Source organism: Ruegeria sp. AD6, assembly GCF_056542325.1.
The window spans coordinates 96,527-111,930 of the sequence record NZ_JBQFZQ010000008.1 but is presented as its reverse complement, the minus strand read 5'-3'; the positions used below and the strand labels follow the sequence as shown (position 1 = coordinate 111,930).

Here is a 15,404-nt window from a genome sequence, read left to right as displayed (position 1 = left end):
TCGGTTCAGACGATCTGATGACCGGCAGCCACAAGGCGGTGGGCCAGCGCCTCGATATGGTCCGGGCCGATCTCGCAGCATCCGCCAACAATCGTGGCCCCCTGTTCCACCCAAGCCATCGCGTGATCTGCATAGGCGTCGGGGCCAAGGTCATGGCGCTGCTGAAGGCTGTCAACGGTTGGCGCATCCTGCAAAAACCCGTCGGCGATATGGGTGAAACCGTTGGCATAGGCCCCGTAGGGCAGCCCCATACCGGACAGGATGTCCAGTGCTGCGGGAACAGCCTCGGGCCGGGTGCAGTTGATCAGCAAAGCCTGCGGTTGGTACTGCGCGACCAAAGGCGCGATCAGCTCCAAAGCCTCACCCGAGCGCAACCGCGTTCCGTCATCATCCATGGCCGACAGGGCCAGCCACACCGGCTTGCCGCAGCCTTCCGTGCCGCGCAGGGTGCCTTCGGCCTCGAGCACTGAAGACACCGTTTCGATCAAAAACAAATCTACGTCGTCCGCCATCAACGAGACCAGTTCGCCGAACTTCCGTGCCGCATCCTTTGGGTCAGGTTTCAGATCAGGCCGGTAGGTTGCCAGAAGCGGGCCGAGCGATCCGGCCACCCGCCCTGCCGTACCCTGCCGCGCGGCGTTTGCCTGCGCGACGGCTGTTTCAACCAGGGTTGCAAGCTGATCCTCGATCCCTTCCCGCACCAGACGCGAACGATGAACGGCGTAGGTGTTGGTCGTTGCCACGGTCGCGCCGCGCCGGAAATATTCGGCATGAACGTCGTGCACCAGTTCGGGGTGATCGATCATCACCCGTGTCGACCACAATGGCGTGGGGCGTTTTCCACTGCGTTTCACCAGCTCTTGCCCGATCGAGCCATCCAGTAGGGTGATATCGGCCATGTTTCCAGCTCCTTACGGGATCAGCACCAGTTTTCCAGGCAGCGCCTTGGATTGAAAATCCTCTTGCGCCGTGATGATGTCCTCTAAGGGGTATGTGCGGGAAATCAACGGCTTGATACGCCCTGCATTCATCAACTCGACCAAACGCCCAAACACCTCGGCCGCCTGATAGGTGCAGCCGTGGATGGTGATATCGCGCAGATAGATGTCGCGCAGATCGGCCTGAACCATCGGACCGGCAATCGCGCCTGAAACGGCATAATGCCCGCCGGGTTTCAGCGCCAGGATCACCGCCGCCCAAGCCGGGCCACCGACCACGTCGATCACAACATCGAACATGTCGGCGGGCAAATCCGCATCCCGGTCAAAGGTCTGGACCGCACCCTGCGCTTTCACCACATCCGCCTTGGCCGCGCTGGTCACGCCCCAGACCGACGCGCCCCGCAGGCTGGCCAGTTGCACGGCGGCCAGTCCAACGCCGCCCGATGCGCCGGTGATCAGGACCTTGTGGCCCACAGTCACACCCGCCCGGGTCAGCAGGTTCTCGGCGGTGCCGAAAGCGCAGGGAATGGCGGCGATTTCCTCATCTGACAGGGGCGAGGCACTGACGTCATAAAGATCATCCGCCTCAACCAGACAATATTGCGCAAACGCGCCATCGATCTCGGACCCCAGGGCGATGAACCCTTGCGGATGACCCGGACGTGGGCGCGGCAGGTTGATCGGGCAGGTCACGCGCTGACCCGGCTGGAACCCTGCCCCCGCGCCAACCGTTTCGACGATGCCACACAGATCACCGCCCTGAATCCGGGGGAAGTGCAGCGCACCGCCCCAGCCGCCGGAGTCGACATCCTGATCGACCTCCCCGGTGGCGCTTGTGACGTCCGAGGAATACCAGCCAACCCGCGTGTTGATATCGGTGTTGTTGACCCCGGCAGCCGCGACACGCACCAGCACTTGCCCCGGACCAGGTTGAGGAACGGGAATATCCTGCCGCCATTCCAGCGCCTCTGGCCCGCCGTGACGGGTCAGGTAAACGCCGGACATGGTTTCGGGCAAAGTCATCTGTCAGCCCGCAGCATCGGGATGCGCCGGAACCGGACCCATCGGCACAATGTCGTACCGCGCGTTGAGCGCGGCCATTTTGGCCTCATCGGCAAAGTCAGCCTCATCCATCCCGGCCAGTTCCGCAAGAAAGCCATCGAAGCCCGAGGGTTGGAAGATCATCAGCATTCTGGCGGGGGCCGCATCGGCCACCCGGCAGGCATGGGGCACCCCGGGCGGGACATGCATCGTCGTGCCCGGCATACACCGATGCCAGTCGCCATCGACGTAGAAATCCACCGCACCTTCCAGAAAATAGAAGGTCTCGGCATGGCTGTCGTGGCGATGAAGGCCAAGCGCGAAGCTGGCCTTCAGATTGTCTTCCATGAGCGTATATGCGCCACCGGTGTCCTGACCCGACACCTTCACGAAGGTGTGGTCGTTTTCCCAGTCATAGTTGGGACCCTCTCCGGGCCCCAGTTTGGCGTATCGTTTGCTCATGGCGATCTCCGTACGGGGTTACGCGCGCAACCGCTCGTTCTCGGGGTCCCAAAGCGGTTGGTCCTCTTGTACCACGGCACGGTGTTTCTGACCGTAGATTTCGACCTCAAGCTCGGTGCCGGGATTGGCAAGCTCGGTCCTGATCATGCCCAGCGCGATGGATTTGCCCACGCGATAACCCCATGCGCCCGAGGTCGTCTCACCCACAGTCTGATCGCCTTGCCAGATGCAGGACATATAGGGCGCGTCACACTCACCGGCTTCGACCGTCAGGGTAACGAACGACTTCTTCACGCCCTGCTGCTTTTCGTTCAGGATCGCCGCCTTGCCGGGGAAGTCCTGCGGCTTGTCCAGCTTGACGAACCGCCCCAGCCCGCCTTGCAGAAGCGAGTAATCGGTCGACAGATCGCCTTTCCACGCGCGGTATCCCTTTTCGATACGCAAGCTGTTCAGCGCGTACATGCCAAACGGCTTGGCCCCGGCGTCGATGATCGCACCGTAGATCGCGGGCATATGCTCGTTCAGGGCATGAACCTCCCAACCCAGTTCACCGGCAAAGGACACGCGGATCAGATAGGCGGGTTGTCCGGCGACGGTAGCGGACTGGTGGGTCAACCATCCGGTGGACAGGTCCGCATCGGTTAGACCCGACAGGATCTCACGCGATTTCGGGCCGGTCACGATCAGCGTGTCGCGGGTGGTGGTGACATCCTCGACCGACACCCCGGCAGGCATCGCCTTCAGCAGGATATCGCGGTCATGCCACTGCGCCGTGGCGGCGGTGATCATCACGAACTCATCTTCGCCCAGACGGATACAGGACATCTCGGTCAGGATGCGGCCCCGGTCGTCCGAAACGTAGACGAGGTTCATCCGGCCCGCCTTGGGCAGACCGCCCGTGACCAGACCGCGCAGCGCCTCGGCGGCACCCTCGCCCTTGACCATGAAGCGCGAGAAGCCAGGCAGGTCCAGCACACCGCAATGGTCGCGCACGGCCTCACATTCTTCCTTGATCCGCTGCTCCCACGGACCGGACCGGCCCCATGTGTGCGTCGCCTCAAGCGAGGTGTCGTCGCCCGGCATCGCGAACCAGTTGGCGCGCTCCCAGCCGTTATAGGCGCCCATGACACCGCCCAGTTCCTTGACCTTGTCATGCACCGGCGACAGCTTTTTGTCGCGCGCGGCGGGCCATTCGTGGTGGGGGAAGTGCATGGCGTATTCGTTGCCGTAAACCTCAATCCCCTTTTTCACGCAGTAATCGTGATCGGTGTAGTCGGTGTAACGGCGCGGATCGACCGACCACATATCCCATTCGGTGTGGCCATCGACGATCCATTCCGCCAGCACCTTGCCAGCACCACCGCCCTGCGCGATGCCAAAGGTAAAGACGCAGGCCTCGAACGCGTTCTTCACACCGGGCATCGGGCCGATCAGCGGCAGACCGTCAGGCGCATAGGGGATCGGGCCGTTGATGATACGCGAGATTCCGGCCTCACCGGACAGCGGCACACGCTCCATCGCGTCGGCCACGATGTCTTCGATCCGGTCCAGATCGTCGGACCAGAGCTGGAAGCTAAAATCGTCGGGCATCGGGTCGGAATCGGTTTCCCAATGTGCGCGGCAGTTGGGCTCATACGGGCCGATGTTAAAGCCGTGCTTTTCCTGACGCAGGTAATAGGACACATCCACGTCGCGCAGCAGCGGCAGCTTCTGGCCGGATTGCTTCGACCAAGCCTCAATCTCGGGGATTTCCTCGGTCAGCAGATACTGGTGGCTCATCACCATCATCGGCACGGTGCGCCCGCCATAGGGCTTGAACCATTCACCGACACGCTGCGCGTAATACCCGGCGGCGTTGACCACGTAATCGCAGTCGATATCGCCCTTTTCGGTGCTGACGGTCCAACTGCCATCCTCATGCTGTGTCACGCCGGTTGCGGGCGTAAAGCGCAGGATTTTCGCGCCCATGTCGCGTGCACCCTTGGCCAGCGCCTGTGTCAGCTGCGCCGGGTCGATATCACCATCGCTGGGGTCGAACAGCACGCCTTCCAGATCGTGAGTTTCCAGGAACGGGTATTTCTCCTTGGCCTGCTCGGGCGTCCACATCTCCATCTCGATGCCCTGATAGCGGCCCATGGCACAGGCGCGCTCGAACTCCTGCACGCGTTCCTTGGAATGCGCCAGACGGATGGACCCGGTCTGGTGATAGTTCATCGGATAATCGACTTCCTCGCCCAGACGCGCATACAGCTCGGTCGAATAGCGCTGCATGTTCATGATCGCCCATGAGGTCGAGAAGGTCGGCACATTGCCCGCCGCGTGCCATGTAGACCCGGCGGTCAGTTCGTTCTTTTCCAGCAGAACGCAGTCGGTCCAGCCTTTCTTGGCCAGATGATACAGCGAGGAGGTCCCCACCACACCGCCACCGATAACAACCACGCGGGCTTTTGTCGGAAAGTCACTCATTCGTCTTGATCCCTGTTACTGTGCCCGTTGGGGCAGATCGTCCGTGATGTCGTAGTAATCGCCCTTGTCGGCGACAAAGATATGCTGCGAGAGCATCAATCCGGTGGGCGCATCAAACGCCCCCATGGAAATCGAAATCGTGTCCTCATCATTGTGCTTCCAGAACAGGAACGAGCCGCATTGGGCACAGAACCCGCGCCGGGCAATGTCCGAGGCACGGAACCAGCGCAGCGTGTCGCTGGCGGTGAAACTCAGGTTGTCCTGATGGGTCGAGGTCGAGGACCAGTGATGGCCCGATTGCTTACGGCACTGGCCGCAATGACAGGCAGAGGGTGGCGACAGATCCCCATCGATGGTAAAGGCGACCGCGCCGCACAGGCAGGAACCCTTGTGCATGTGATTACCCCCTTGCAACGGGTGTGGAGCTGGTGCCCAGCAACACGCCGTAGATGATGAAACAGGCGGCCATGATCCGGCGCACCCATATGTTGAACACCGCCCCCAGCGCCGCCTTGCCCATCAGCGCGCCTAGCAGTGTGAAGCCGGTATAGCTGAGCGTGGTGATGACCAGCGCGGTGGGCATGATGACCCCCATTTGCTGCCAGATCGGCACGTCCGGCTGCACGAATTGCGAAAAGGCGGCGAGATATCCGGCCACACTTTTGGGATTGATCGTCGCCACCGCCAGCGCGTGCAGATAGACATGCCGAGCGGGCCGTTCAGATGCAGGCGCGGGCTTGGTGGCGTTCATCCAGCCACGGATACCGACCCAGATCAGGAACCCAGTCCCCACCAGTTTGGCGATGAAGAATCCGGTCGGAGACGCCGTGATCAGCGCGGTGATGCCGAGCGCCGACAGGACCAAAAACGCGCTGGCCTGCGTCAGGATCGCCAACACCCCCAGCATCGCCTTGGGAAACGGTAGGCTCATACCGTTCGAGATGCAATTGACCGCATTTGGTCCGGGCGTAGTGACGAACACCACCCAGAACAGCGCGAATATGGTCCAGGCCTCAAAGCTCATCAATACGCTCTCATCAATACACCGGCGGGGCGATGACCCAGATCGCCACGGCGGGCTCATCATAGGGGTTCGCCCATTGATAGGGTTCATGCTTGATGCGGAAACTATCTCCCGGTCCCACCGTGAACTGGCGGCTGCCGATGGTCAGGTCCAGATGGCCGGATACCATATACCCGACCTCCTGCGTCGGTCGGTTGGCCGGGGTTTGCATTTGCGACCGAGGCTCGAAGGTGGAATGCACCATTTCGAATTCGTCGGTCAGATCGGGCGAGAGCAGTTCTTCGATCAGGCCCTCTTCATCCGATCCCATGGGTCTGCGGGTTCCGGCCCGCACCACATAGCCCTGTTCGTCGCTGGGAACAGCAGAATGCGCAAACAGCATCGACATTGGCACGCCCAGCGATTCCGCAATCTGGCGCAGGTCGGAAATCGACGGGTCGGATTTGTCGCGTTCAACCTGGCTGAGCCACCCGACAGAGCGATCCAAACGTGCCGCGATCTCGGTCAGCGTCAACCCACGCGCCTTTCGCAGCGCGCGAATATCGGCACCCAATGTGGCACTTTGGGGGGCTTGGCTGTTCACTGGCCGCTCCGAATCTCGTGAAAATTTCTCCCTGTTTTTCACGATGCCAGAGGTTCGTGAAATTTCAAAGCATTTTTTCACGCAATTTCATCGAGCCGGTAACAGTATCGTTGGACCTGTCGGGCACCGGATGCCCGACAGGTTTTCACACCTCTTCAGCCACACATCAGACTGTGCGGATCGCGGATATGCCCCCGGTTGGCTTCGACATAAGCAATAATGCCGGCCATACAGGACGGCTGGCCACCAAATCCCGGCCAGGGCGTGAAGTGGGGAATATGCACAAAGGTCGTCGGATCCCGTTGCAGCAGATTGGCAAAGACCGAGGCGACGATCAGACCGCCAACACCGGTGAGTTTGCCGTGCCCATGCTGCTCAGCCTCTTGCAGGGCATAGAACCACAAGGGCGTTTTCTGGAACCCTTTGGCGGCAAGCTCTGGCGGCACGGCAACCGGGTCAGTGCCGAGATGCGCGGCAAAGTGCTGACCGCTGGCCAGTTGATACGTATACCGGTCGCGGATCATGTTGCGCAGCGCCAGGTTTTTGGATTGCGCCTCGGTCAGCGTCTCGCCGATATCCTCCAACGCGATCTGGCCTGTGACGAAGGGCAGCTCCAGCAGCGGTGCGCCCATTTTGGGACCAACCGGTCGGGCCTTTTGCGACGCGGTCTTGCCGTTCATCGAGAAATACAGGTCCATATCGATATTGGCCACCTTGTCCCTTGGCCCGAAGCCTTGCGTTGCAAACAGGCTGACGGGGCTGCCGGACGCGTTCAGCTTGTATTCGAATTGCGTCGTTGCATGGCCGAAACGATAACAAGCACCGGTGAATTCAACCGGCATGACCGGCGCATCCCAGCCAAAGATCGGACGCTTCATCGCTGCTGTCAGGCAGCTGTCTTCTACGAAGGCATGCAGCAACTCGTTCCAGACGACCCACTGGTAATGCAGACGAATGAACCGCCGCACTTCCTGAAAGTTGCTTAATCCGGGGGATACGTGATCCTTCCAGATTTTGGCACTGATCCCTTCATGGGCGCAGGCGTGAATATCCTTGGCTTCGGACCCGCCCTCGCTCAGCTTGCTCATCAGGATGTTGTGCAACTCGATAAAGATGCCCTGCACTTGTGCGACGATGATGTTCTCGTCGTTGCGCGGATCACCGATCAGGGCCTTGCCCGCGCAGGTGCGGGCCAGATCCAGATGGTTTTCCTTGCGCCCGAACATCAGCATGTGATCCTGATCCCCGGCTCCATAGAGATGCGGTGACGCCTCGGGCCCGGCACCATAGACGCAGTCGAGGTCCAGGCTGGGCGTTCTGACATTCGGGATGGTGGCCGGATCGATCCGGGTGCCCAGGGCCGATGTCGCATCCAGTGTGATGTCGTGGTCAACGAACTGACCCAGAAAGGTCATGCCCGCATCCGCCGGACCATCATGGTTTTCCTTGGCTCGCATGGACTGAGACAAGTCGTCCAGCGCATGGATCACATCCGCATGGGTGATCTTGACGATATGAACCGGGTTTGGTGGCTTGAGACGCCCAAGGGTCTGCACAAAGGGTCTGGAGGGGCCCGCGCCGTTGAGACAAACCTTGGTGAGTTGATCAAGCCGCGTAAGGCCGTGATGCATACCTGCCATAACAAAATACTCCTGAAACAAATAAAAAATGTCGGTGAAAATAAAAATCCGACAGGTCGATTCATAGCAGAAATAGGGAAGATTCTCAATTTGACGGCGCGCGAATCCGCCGACGAGAAAGGGTCTTTCAGACCTTTCCGATACTTGGCAGCACAAGCTCAGGTTTAAAGAACCTGAGGTGAAGAGGCGTCAGACGGGTCGGGGCAGCCGGTACCGGATGTGGCGATCAGCCAAAGACCCGCGCCAGAATTGTTCCCAGCGCATCCGCGTCCGCATCGTTGAACGCATCAGGCTGATCACTGTCGATATCGAACACCGCAATCACCTCGCCCGAGGCATCCCGCACGGGCAAGACAAGCTCGGACCGGGTAGAGGAGGCACAGGCGATATGGCCGGGAAACGCATCTACGTCGGGAACCAGCTGAACCTCTCCCGTACGCGCCGCAGCACCGCAGACACCGCGATCGAACGGGATGGTCAGGCAGCCATGTCCGCCCTGATACGGGCCGATCTTCAACAACCCCGGCTCAGTCACACGGTAAAAACCCGTCCAGTCAAACCGATCATCGGCGTGATGCACTTCGCAGGCGATGGTCGCCATCAAGGCAACCTGATCGGTCTCGCCTTCGGTCAGCGCGGCGATGGTTTTGGCAAGCGTGTCGTAATCGGCGGTCATGGTTGCGCTTTTGTCTATCAGGGGCGGGGGCGCTGCCCCCTCTTGAGCCTTTGGCTCAATTCACCCCCGCCGTATTTGAAACAAGAAGAAGGGTCAAATGCGTTCTATGGCGATGGCCGTTCCTTCGCCGCCGCCGATGCAGATCGCTGCGACGCCGCGTTTGAGGCCCCGCTTCTCCAATGCGTTCAGCAGTGTAACCATGATCCGAGCGCCAGACGCGCCGATTGGGTGGCCCAACGCGCAGGCCCCGCCGTTCACGTTCACCTTGTCCCGGGGCAAACCCATTTCATGCATGAAGGCCATCGGGACAACGGCGAAGGCTTCGTTCACCTCCCAAAGGTCGACATCTTCGGTGCTCCAGCCGATGCGGGCCAGCAGCTTTTGCGCAGCCGGGACCGGGGCTGTGGTGAACAGGCCCGGGGCCTGCGCGTGGCTGGCGTGGCCAAGGATACGCGCACGAACGGACAGATTCTGTGCCTCAGCAGCCAAGGCAGACGCCAGAACCAGCGCCGCCGCGCCATCCGAGATCGACGATGCATTGGCAGCGGTCACCGTGCCATCCTTGCGGAAGGCCGGCTTCAGGGTTGGGATCTTTTCGGGCCGGGCTGATTTTGGCTGCTCATCCGCCGATTGGATCACCTCTCCTTTTCGGGTGCGTACCGAAACCGGGGCGATCTCGCCATCGAACGCGCCGCTGTCCTGCGCCGCCAGAGCATTGGACAGGGATTGCAGCGCGTATTCGTCCTGCGCCTCGCGGGTGAATTGGAAGGATTCGGCACAGTCTTCGGCGAAGGTGCCCATCAGGCGGCCTTTGTCATACGCATCTTCAAGCCCGTCGAGGAACATGTGATCGACGACCTGACCGTGCCCGATACGCGCGCCGCCGCGCATTTTCGGCAACAGGTAGGGGGCGTTCGTCATGCTTTCCATTCCGCCCGCAACCATCAGATCGGCATGTCCCAGTGCGATCTGGTCAAAGGCCATCATGGCCGCTTTCATGCCCGATCCGCACATCTTGTTGAGTGTCGTGGCCGGCACCTCTTGGCCCAGACCGGCGGCGAAACCGGCCTGACGTGCCGGGGCTTGCCCTTGCCCTGCCGGAAGAACGCAGCCCATCAGCACCTCGTCCACGGTTTCGGTGCCTGCCTGTTCCAATGCGGCGCGAATTGCGGCCCCGCCCAGATCCGCGGCTGCGACCCCGTCGAACATGCCCTGAAATCCACCCATCGGCGTGCGGGCGGCCCCTGCGATCACAACCTCATTCATCACGGTCTTCCTTTGTTCATTTTCCGGCTTCTGCATACCGAATGGTAAGATTTGCCGTCTAGCGTATTTCTACGAAGCAATTCCAGGAAAGAGGGCGGTCAAACATGGGCCTGACCACTACAACATCCGGTGAGACTCAGATCATCACGGTCCAGACCGACCGGATCGACGCCGCCATGGCCATTCAGTTCAAGGAAGACATGCGGCGCGCAACCGAATCGGGATGCAACCGGGTGGTGCTGGATCTTGGCGGGGTCGAATTTATCGATTCCAGCGGGCTGGGCGCAATTGTCGCCTCGATGAAGCAGCTTGGGGCCGGGCGCAGGCTGGATCTGGCCGGGCTGCAACCGGTTGTCGAAAAGGTGTTTCGCCTGACCCGCATGGACACGGTGTTCAAGCTGTTTGCCACCCTGGATGACGCCCTGGCCGGTTCCATCGACTGATCTGGGCGGAGTGGACTGCGTGAAGCCGATAGGGACCAAAACCTGCCTTGAACTGACCTTCCCGGCCACTGAGGCCGAAGCGAGCGCGGGGATTTCGCAACTCAGCACCGGCCTGTCACGGCAGGGGCTGCCGGCGCATATGGCGGATGATGTGAAGATCGCGCTGGCTGAGGCGATCAACAACGTGGTCGAACACGCCTATGCGGGCATCGCCGCGGCCAAAGTGCAGGTGACCTGCAGGCTTGACCACAACCGGCTGGACATCCTGATTTCCGATACCGGCAATCCCCTGCCCGGCTACAAACTGCCCGACGGGGTTCCTGCTTCGGTCGAGACAGGCGTTCAGGACCTGCCCGAAGGCGGATTTGGTTGGTTTCTGATCCACCAGCTAACCAGCGATATCTGGTATGAAAGGCGGGACGGATGTAACCGCCTGTCGCTGCGGTTCGACTTCGATCCGCAAGACTGACCGGCAAGCAATAGCCATAATAAGGCCTTTTTCGAACCATTGTCGCGCCGCAAACCCCCGTCATACAGTGACTTGTAGCTCAGATAGCTTCCCTCGGCGCCAAGTGTCACAGCCCCCACCCAGTGAACGGCGCCGAGGAACTTCTCTCCCTAATATTACTGGACAAACACAGGCCTCGGCTTAGGTTCGACCCGTCGATGGGGAGGAGGAATACCATGCGGGATCTGCATCTGCCGGGCCGGTCTGAAGTTCTGGCAACCGAAGGGATATGTGCAACGTCGCATCCTCTGGCCGCAAAGGCGGCGCTGGATATTCTGGGTCAGGGCGGCAATGCGATGGATGCCGCAATTGCCGGGGCCATCCTGTTGGGCATTTGCGAACCGCAGATGACGGGTTTGGGCGGCGATTGCTTTGTGCTGTTCAACCGGGCAGGTGAAGACAGGATTCGCGCTTTGAATGGTTCCGGGCGCGCCCCGGCACAGGCAGATGCCGAGGCTTTGCGCGCCAAAGGGCTGGCTGCGGTACCTCTGACCAGCCCTGACGCCGTCACCATCCCCGGCGCGGTGGATGCGTTCTGTCATCTTTCAGAGAATGAAGGTCGTCTGGGACTGGACGCCATTCTGCAACCGGCGATTCACTATGCTGAACTCGGCGTACCGGTTGCGCCCCGGGTCGCTTTTGACTGGCAACGCGGCGCGCGCACTCTGCAAGGGGCCGCCAGGCAGCACTATCTGATCAACGGCGGCGTCCCAGAGATCGGTCAGGTCTTCCGGTCTCCGGGTCAGGCCGAAGTTCTGCGCCAGATTGCCAAGCACGGGCGCGACGCCTTCTACACCGGTGAAATTGCCGAGGATATGCTTTCGGCGCTGACCCAACTAGGCGGTGTTCATGGCGCGGATGATTTCGCGGCTACGAAATGCACCGTGACCGACCCGATGAGCGGAACATATCAAGGCATCGATCTGGTCGAACATCCGCCCAACGGTCAGGGGGCGACGGCCATCCTGCTGCTGAACATCCTGAAGCATTTTGATCTGGCCAGCATGGACCCATTCGGGGCGGAACGCGTTCATATCGAGGCCGAAGCCACCAAACTGGCCTATGACGCCCGCAACCGCTTCATCGCGGACCCGGATCATATGGCCCGCGCGGAACGGTTCCTTGATCCCGAAATCGCCGCATCGCTGGCCGCCATGATCGACCCCAAACGCGCGATGCAGGCAGCAGCGCCGCTGACCGAAGCAATTCACAAGGACACCGTTTACATCACGGTGGTCGATCGCGACCGGATGGCAGTTTCGCTGATCTATTCGATCTTCCACAGTTTCGGATCGGGCATCGCATCCCAGAAATACGGCATTCTGCTGCAGAACCGGGGGGCCGGTTTCACTCTGAACCCCGGCCATCCAAATGAGTTGGGTGGTGGCAAACGCCCCATGCACACGATCATCCCCGGAATGCTGCAAGAAAACGGCCGCGTGATGATGCCCTTCGGGGTCATGGGCGGGGCCTATCAGCCGACCGGTCATGCCCGTTTCCTGTCAAACCTCACGGATTTCGACATGGGCCTACAGGACAGCATCGATGCCCCCCGCGCCTTTGCCGACGGGGGTGTGTTGAAACTGGAACGCGGGTTCTCAGAACAGGTAGCGCAACAATTGTCGCAACTTGGCCACACTGTTGAGATTTCAGAAACCCCACTTGGCGGCGCGCAGGCAATCCGAATCCGAAACGACGGCGTGTTAGAGGGCGCAAGCGATCCGCGCAAAGACGGGTGTGCGTTGGGATATTAGCGACGTCAGCGTCCGGGCCGGGTTGGCCCGGTGGATCAGTTCAGATGGAAGTGCAGCGGGTAGGACCCGTCCTCGAACGGCCCGAACATATTGGGAATATCGGGATGCTCTACCGGCTCGCCCGATTGGTCGGCTATCAGATTTTGTTCTGAAACATAAGCCACATAGAAGGACTGATCATTCTCGGCCAGCAGATGATAGAACGGCTGATCCTTGATCGGTCGACTGTCTTCAGGGATGGCTTCGTACCATTCCTCGGTGTTGGAAAACTCCGCGTCCACGTCAAAAATCACCCCTCGGAAGGGATGTTTTTTATGTCGCACTACTTGTCCCAAGCCGTACTTGGCATGTGTCTTTAGCATTGTTTCAGCCCCCAAAGCAGTTACTACCTCTTTCCGGGCGGAAAATCCAATCATTGATCTGAAATTCAGGGAAACAGTCTGTGAACCTTCTACTGACAGTGTTCGAAATTGTCGCGCCGGTGTTTATTCTGGCGGGCATTGGATTTGCCTGGGTCAAGCTGGGGTTTGAATACCGCCTGCAATTCGTCACCCGTTTCGCCATGATGCTGGCGGTGCCCAGCCTGATCTTCGTGGCGCTGATGCAGACCGAAATACCGGGTGGCGACCTGTCGCGATTCACCGTGGCCACCATCGTCGCCAACCTTGGTCTGGCGGTCGTGTTTTGGGGAATCGTTCGGGTGCTGAGGCTGGAGCAGCGCACTTACCTGTCGCCTTTGATCTTTGGCAATACCGGCAACCTGGGCCTGCCGTTATGCATCTTTGCCTTCGGACAGGCGGGGCTGGGATATGCCGTGATTTTCCTGTCGGTGACGGCGCTGTTTTCCTTTACCTACGGCATTTATCTTGTCGCAGGCAAAGGGGCCTTTGGGCAGGTCATCAGGCAACCGATGGTTTGGGCAACGCTGCTTGGGGCATTGTTCCTGTGGCAGGATTGGGAAACCCCGCTGTTTCTGACCAACACATTGGATTTGCTGGGGCAAATGGCGGTTCCGATGATGCTGGTCACTTTGGGCGTTGCCATCGCGCGCCTGACCACCCGCAGTCTGGGACAAGCCATCTGGCTGTCGATCCTGAAAGTGGTGGTGTGCTTTGCCCTCGGTTGGGCCATAGCGTCCGCGTTTGACCTGGAAACCATCGCCTTTGGCGTGCTGATATTGCAAATGTGCACCCCCGTCGCGGTCACATCCTACCTGCTGGCAGAGCGGTTTCAGGCCGACGCAGATGCCGTTGCGGGGATGGTCATGGTCTCGACCCTGCTGTCGGTCGCAGCGTTACCCCTTGTTCTGGCGCTGATTCTGTAGCGATTGTGATTTCCTCAGCGCTCAATCTGCGCTAGAATGCCTAAAAAAGGCACGAGGCACATGAGCAGAATTCTTTTCGTACTCCTAGGGGTGCTGCTTTTGGCATCCTGTGGGGGCGGCTCGAAACAGCCGCCCAGCAGACTGAACGACGCGTGCAGCATTGCGCGCGAAAAGCCCGACTATATCCGGGCTTTCAAAAGCACCGAGCGTAAATGGGGCGTTCCCGTTCATGTTCAGATGGCCACGATCTATCAGGAAAGCCGCTATCGCCACGATGCGCGCACGCCGCACCGCTATGTTCTGGGCGTGATCCCGATGGGCCGCCAAAGCAGCGCCTATGGCTACGGTCAGGCGCTGGACGGCACGTGGGAGCAGTACCAGCGCGAAACCGGCAAACGCCGCGCCAAGCGGGATCGCATTCGCGACGCGTCGGATTTCATTGGCTGGTACATGAACAAAAGCTACGAGCGGAATGGCATCCACCCCGCAGACACGCGCAATCAGTATCTGGCCTATCACGAAGGTCACACGGGCTTTGCCCGCGGCAGCCATAACAAGAAATCATGGTTGCTGAACGTGGCCAGCGATGTGGACGCGCGCGCGAACCTGTATCAGTCGCAACTGGCAAATTGCCGGTACTGAGGTGAAGGGGTCAGCGGTCGGCTGACCCACTTCTTTTGCTGTTCGAGAACAGATCCTGATTCAGTCTGCCACCCTCGGTCAACGGGCCCAGCAGCACCGTGGTCTGGGTGCCTGCATTGTCGTGGATCACCCATTTCCGCAGTTCGACCGGGTTGTCGGTGAACATCAGCTCAATCCGGCCCGAGTCCGGGTTCTTGGGGTCTTGCGCCGTCACTACGGTTGCGGTGCCGTCGAACTCGTGCCCTACCACCATATTGGCCTGACCAAGGTTTACATTCCGCGCCAGAACCAGAGACAGCGGTGTCCGCTTTAGCGGGTATTGTTCGGGCGGTTGGTTCGATTTGGGATCAAAGATCATGACACTGCCGGACCGTGCCAGCACCACGGCGCTGTCCGGCGGGTCATATTCGAACCGCATTTTACCGGGTCGCTGCATCCACAGCTTGCCGGTACTCAGCGAGCCATCATCGTTGACCTGAGTGAAACTGGTCTGAACCGTTTTCAGCTGGTTCAGGTAATTTGAGATTTCCGACAGCGGCAGCTTATCAGCAGCCCAGGCCGCAGGCGCGGCCAGTGTCAAAGCAAGGGCAAAAGCAATCTGTTTCATGCTTCACAGATATGCGCTCTGCCCTTG

At 60.2% G+C, this 15,404-nt stretch carries 17 protein-coding genes; 5 read left to right on the top strand and 12 right to left on the bottom strand.

What is annotated here, in order from left to right; translation table 11 throughout:
* Positions 1-5 precede the first annotated feature (5 nt).
* The 10 genes from ACR0KJ_RS15980 to ACR0KJ_RS15935 all read right to left on the bottom strand — a co-directional run bounded on the left by ACR0KJ_RS15980 (position 6) and on the right by ACR0KJ_RS15935 (position 10,099).
* The gene (locus tag ACR0KJ_RS15980) at positions 6-899 is read right to left on the bottom strand and encodes a homocysteine S-methyltransferase family protein (protein WP_170455177.1); all 894 of its coding nucleotides are present in this window, start codon (positions 897-899) and stop codon (positions 6-8) included.
* A gap of 12 nt (positions 900-911) precedes the next feature.
* Positions 912-1,964 (bottom strand): zinc-binding dehydrogenase, encoded by a 1,053-nt coding sequence (locus tag ACR0KJ_RS15975; RefSeq protein ID WP_480627135.1) that lies wholly within the window; start codon positions 1,962-1,964, stop codon positions 912-914.
* A gap of 3 nt (positions 1,965-1,967) precedes the next feature.
* Positions 1,968-2,444: a cupin domain-containing protein gene (locus tag ACR0KJ_RS15970; protein ID WP_170624575.1), complete on the bottom strand. Its 477-nt coding sequence runs from the start codon at positions 2,442-2,444 to the stop codon at positions 1,968-1,970.
* An 18-nt stretch (positions 2,445-2,462) separates the two neighbouring features.
* Positions 2,463-4,910 (bottom strand): GcvT family protein, encoded by a 2,448-nt coding sequence (locus ACR0KJ_RS15965; RefSeq protein ID WP_480627134.1) that lies wholly within the window; start codon positions 4,908-4,910, stop codon positions 2,463-2,465.
* 15 nt (positions 4,911-4,925) lie between these two features.
* The gene (locus ACR0KJ_RS15960) at positions 4,926-5,306 is read right to left on the bottom strand and encodes a GFA family protein (protein ID WP_480586341.1); all 381 of its coding nucleotides are present in this window, start codon (positions 5,304-5,306) and stop codon (positions 4,926-4,928) included.
* A 4-nt stretch (positions 5,307-5,310) separates the two neighbouring features.
* A complete protein-coding gene (locus tag ACR0KJ_RS15955; protein WP_480627133.1) occupies positions 5,311-5,934 on the bottom strand; it encodes a LysE family translocator in 624 nt (207 codons plus the stop codon).
* Between the two features lie 13 nt (positions 5,935-5,947).
* Positions 5,948-6,517 (bottom strand): helix-turn-helix domain-containing protein, encoded by a 570-nt coding sequence (locus tag ACR0KJ_RS15950; protein WP_480627132.1) that lies wholly within the window; start codon positions 6,515-6,517, stop codon positions 5,948-5,950.
* Positions 6,518-6,672: 155 nt separating this feature from the next.
* A complete protein-coding gene (locus ACR0KJ_RS15945) occupies positions 6,673-8,157 on the bottom strand; it encodes a peroxidase family protein (RefSeq protein ID WP_480627131.1) in 1,485 nt (494 codons plus the stop codon).
* Between the two features lie 226 nt (positions 8,158-8,383).
* Positions 8,384-8,833 carry a GAF domain-containing protein gene (locus tag ACR0KJ_RS15940; RefSeq protein WP_170455191.1) on the bottom strand — a complete coding sequence of 150 codons (450 nt, stop codon included), beginning with the start codon at positions 8,831-8,833 and terminating at the stop codon, positions 8,384-8,386.
* 93 nt (positions 8,834-8,926) lie between these two features.
* Positions 8,927-10,099 carry an acetyl-CoA C-acyltransferase gene (locus ACR0KJ_RS15935; RefSeq protein ID WP_480627130.1) on the bottom strand — a complete coding sequence of 391 codons (1,173 nt, stop codon included), beginning with the start codon at positions 10,097-10,099 and terminating at the stop codon, positions 8,927-8,929.
* A gap of 104 nt (positions 10,100-10,203) precedes the next feature.
* Here ACR0KJ_RS15935 and ACR0KJ_RS15930 point away from each other — a divergent pair, with 104 nt between their 5' ends.
* The 3 genes from ACR0KJ_RS15930 (at position 10,204) to ACR0KJ_RS15920 (ending at position 12,804) form a co-directional block, all read left to right on the top strand.
* On the top strand, positions 10,204-10,542 hold the full coding sequence (locus tag ACR0KJ_RS15930) for an STAS domain-containing protein (protein ID WP_170455195.1): 339 nt from the start codon (positions 10,204-10,206) through the stop codon (positions 10,540-10,542).
* Positions 10,543-10,561: 19 nt separating this feature from the next.
* On the top strand, positions 10,562-11,011 hold the full coding sequence (locus tag ACR0KJ_RS15925; RefSeq protein ID WP_480627129.1) for an ATP-binding protein: 450 nt from the start codon (positions 10,562-10,564) through the stop codon (positions 11,009-11,011).
* Positions 11,012-11,226: 215 nt separating this feature from the next.
* Positions 11,227-12,804 (top strand): gamma-glutamyltransferase family protein, encoded by a 1,578-nt coding sequence (locus ACR0KJ_RS15920; protein ID WP_480627128.1) that lies wholly within the window; start codon positions 11,227-11,229, stop codon positions 12,802-12,804.
* Positions 12,805-12,839: 35 nt separating this feature from the next.
* On the opposite strand, the gene hspQ is transcribed toward ACR0KJ_RS15920, so the two are convergent.
* A complete protein-coding gene (gene hspQ, locus ACR0KJ_RS15915; protein ID WP_170455199.1) occupies positions 12,840-13,166 on the bottom strand; it encodes a heat shock protein HspQ in 327 nt (108 codons plus the stop codon).
* An 80-nt stretch (positions 13,167-13,246) separates the two neighbouring features.
* On the opposite strand from hspQ, the gene ACR0KJ_RS15910 reads away from it, so the two are divergent.
* Complete coding sequence (locus tag ACR0KJ_RS15910) at positions 13,247-14,128, top strand: AEC family transporter (RefSeq protein WP_170634256.1); 882 nt, start codon at positions 13,247-13,249, stop codon at positions 14,126-14,128.
* 60 nt (positions 14,129-14,188) lie between these two features.
* Positions 14,189-14,770 (top strand): transglycosylase SLT domain-containing protein, encoded by a 582-nt coding sequence (locus tag ACR0KJ_RS15905; protein WP_170455203.1) that lies wholly within the window; start codon positions 14,189-14,191, stop codon positions 14,768-14,770.
* 10 nt (positions 14,771-14,780) lie between these two features.
* Here the strand turns inward: ACR0KJ_RS15905 and ACR0KJ_RS15900 are convergent, their stop codons facing one another.
* A complete protein-coding gene (locus ACR0KJ_RS15900; RefSeq protein WP_170455204.1) occupies positions 14,781-15,377 on the bottom strand; it encodes an outer membrane lipoprotein carrier protein LolA in 597 nt (198 codons plus the stop codon).
* Positions 15,378-15,404: the final 27 nt, after the last annotated feature.

What these genes read in the sequence shown, in the direction of transcription:
- hspQ (WP_170455199.1), bottom strand. Translation starts at nt 13,166, where the DNA reads ATGCTAAAGACACATGCCAAGTACGGCTTGGGACAAGTAGTGCGACAT.
- ACR0KJ_RS15920 (WP_480627128.1), top strand. Translation starts at nt 11,227, where the DNA reads ATGCGGGATCTGCATCTGCCGGGCCGGTCTGAAGTTCTGGCAACCGAA.
- ACR0KJ_RS15905 (WP_170455203.1), top strand. Translation starts at nt 14,189, where the DNA reads ATGAGCAGAATTCTTTTCGTACTCCTAGGGGTGCTGCTTTTGGCATCC.
- ACR0KJ_RS15945 (WP_480627131.1), bottom strand. Translation starts at nt 8,157, where the DNA reads ATGGCAGGTATGCATCACGGCCTTACGCGGCTTGATCAACTCACCAAG.
- ACR0KJ_RS15975 (WP_480627135.1), bottom strand. Translation starts at nt 1,964, where the DNA reads ATGACTTTGCCCGAAACCATGTCCGGCGTTTACCTGACCCGTCACGGC.
- ACR0KJ_RS15960 (WP_480586341.1), bottom strand. Translation starts at nt 5,306, where the DNA reads ATGCACAAGGGTTCCTGCCTGTGCGGCGCGGTCGCCTTTACCATCGAT.
- ACR0KJ_RS15970 (WP_170624575.1), bottom strand. Translation starts at nt 2,444, where the DNA reads ATGAGCAAACGATACGCCAAACTGGGGCCCGGAGAGGGTCCCAACTAT.
- ACR0KJ_RS15935 (WP_480627130.1), bottom strand. Translation starts at nt 10,099, where the DNA reads ATGAATGAGGTTGTGATCGCAGGGGCCGCCCGCACGCCGATGGGTGGA.
- ACR0KJ_RS15900 (WP_170455204.1), bottom strand. Translation starts at nt 15,377, where the DNA reads ATGAAACAGATTGCTTTTGCCCTTGCTTTGACACTGGCCGCGCCTGCG.
- ACR0KJ_RS15965 (WP_480627134.1), bottom strand. Translation starts at nt 4,910, where the DNA reads ATGAGTGACTTTCCGACAAAAGCCCGCGTGGTTGTTATCGGTGGCGGT.
- ACR0KJ_RS15980 (WP_170455177.1), bottom strand. Translation starts at nt 899, where the DNA reads ATGGCCGATATCACCCTACTGGATGGCTCGATCGGGCAAGAGCTGGTG.
- ACR0KJ_RS15955 (WP_480627133.1), bottom strand. Translation starts at nt 5,934, where the DNA reads ATGAGCTTTGAGGCCTGGACCATATTCGCGCTGTTCTGGGTGGTGTTC.
- ACR0KJ_RS15940 (WP_170455191.1), bottom strand. Translation starts at nt 8,833, where the DNA reads ATGACCGCCGATTACGACACGCTTGCCAAAACCATCGCCGCGCTGACC.
- ACR0KJ_RS15930 (WP_170455195.1), top strand. Translation starts at nt 10,204, where the DNA reads ATGGGCCTGACCACTACAACATCCGGTGAGACTCAGATCATCACGGTC.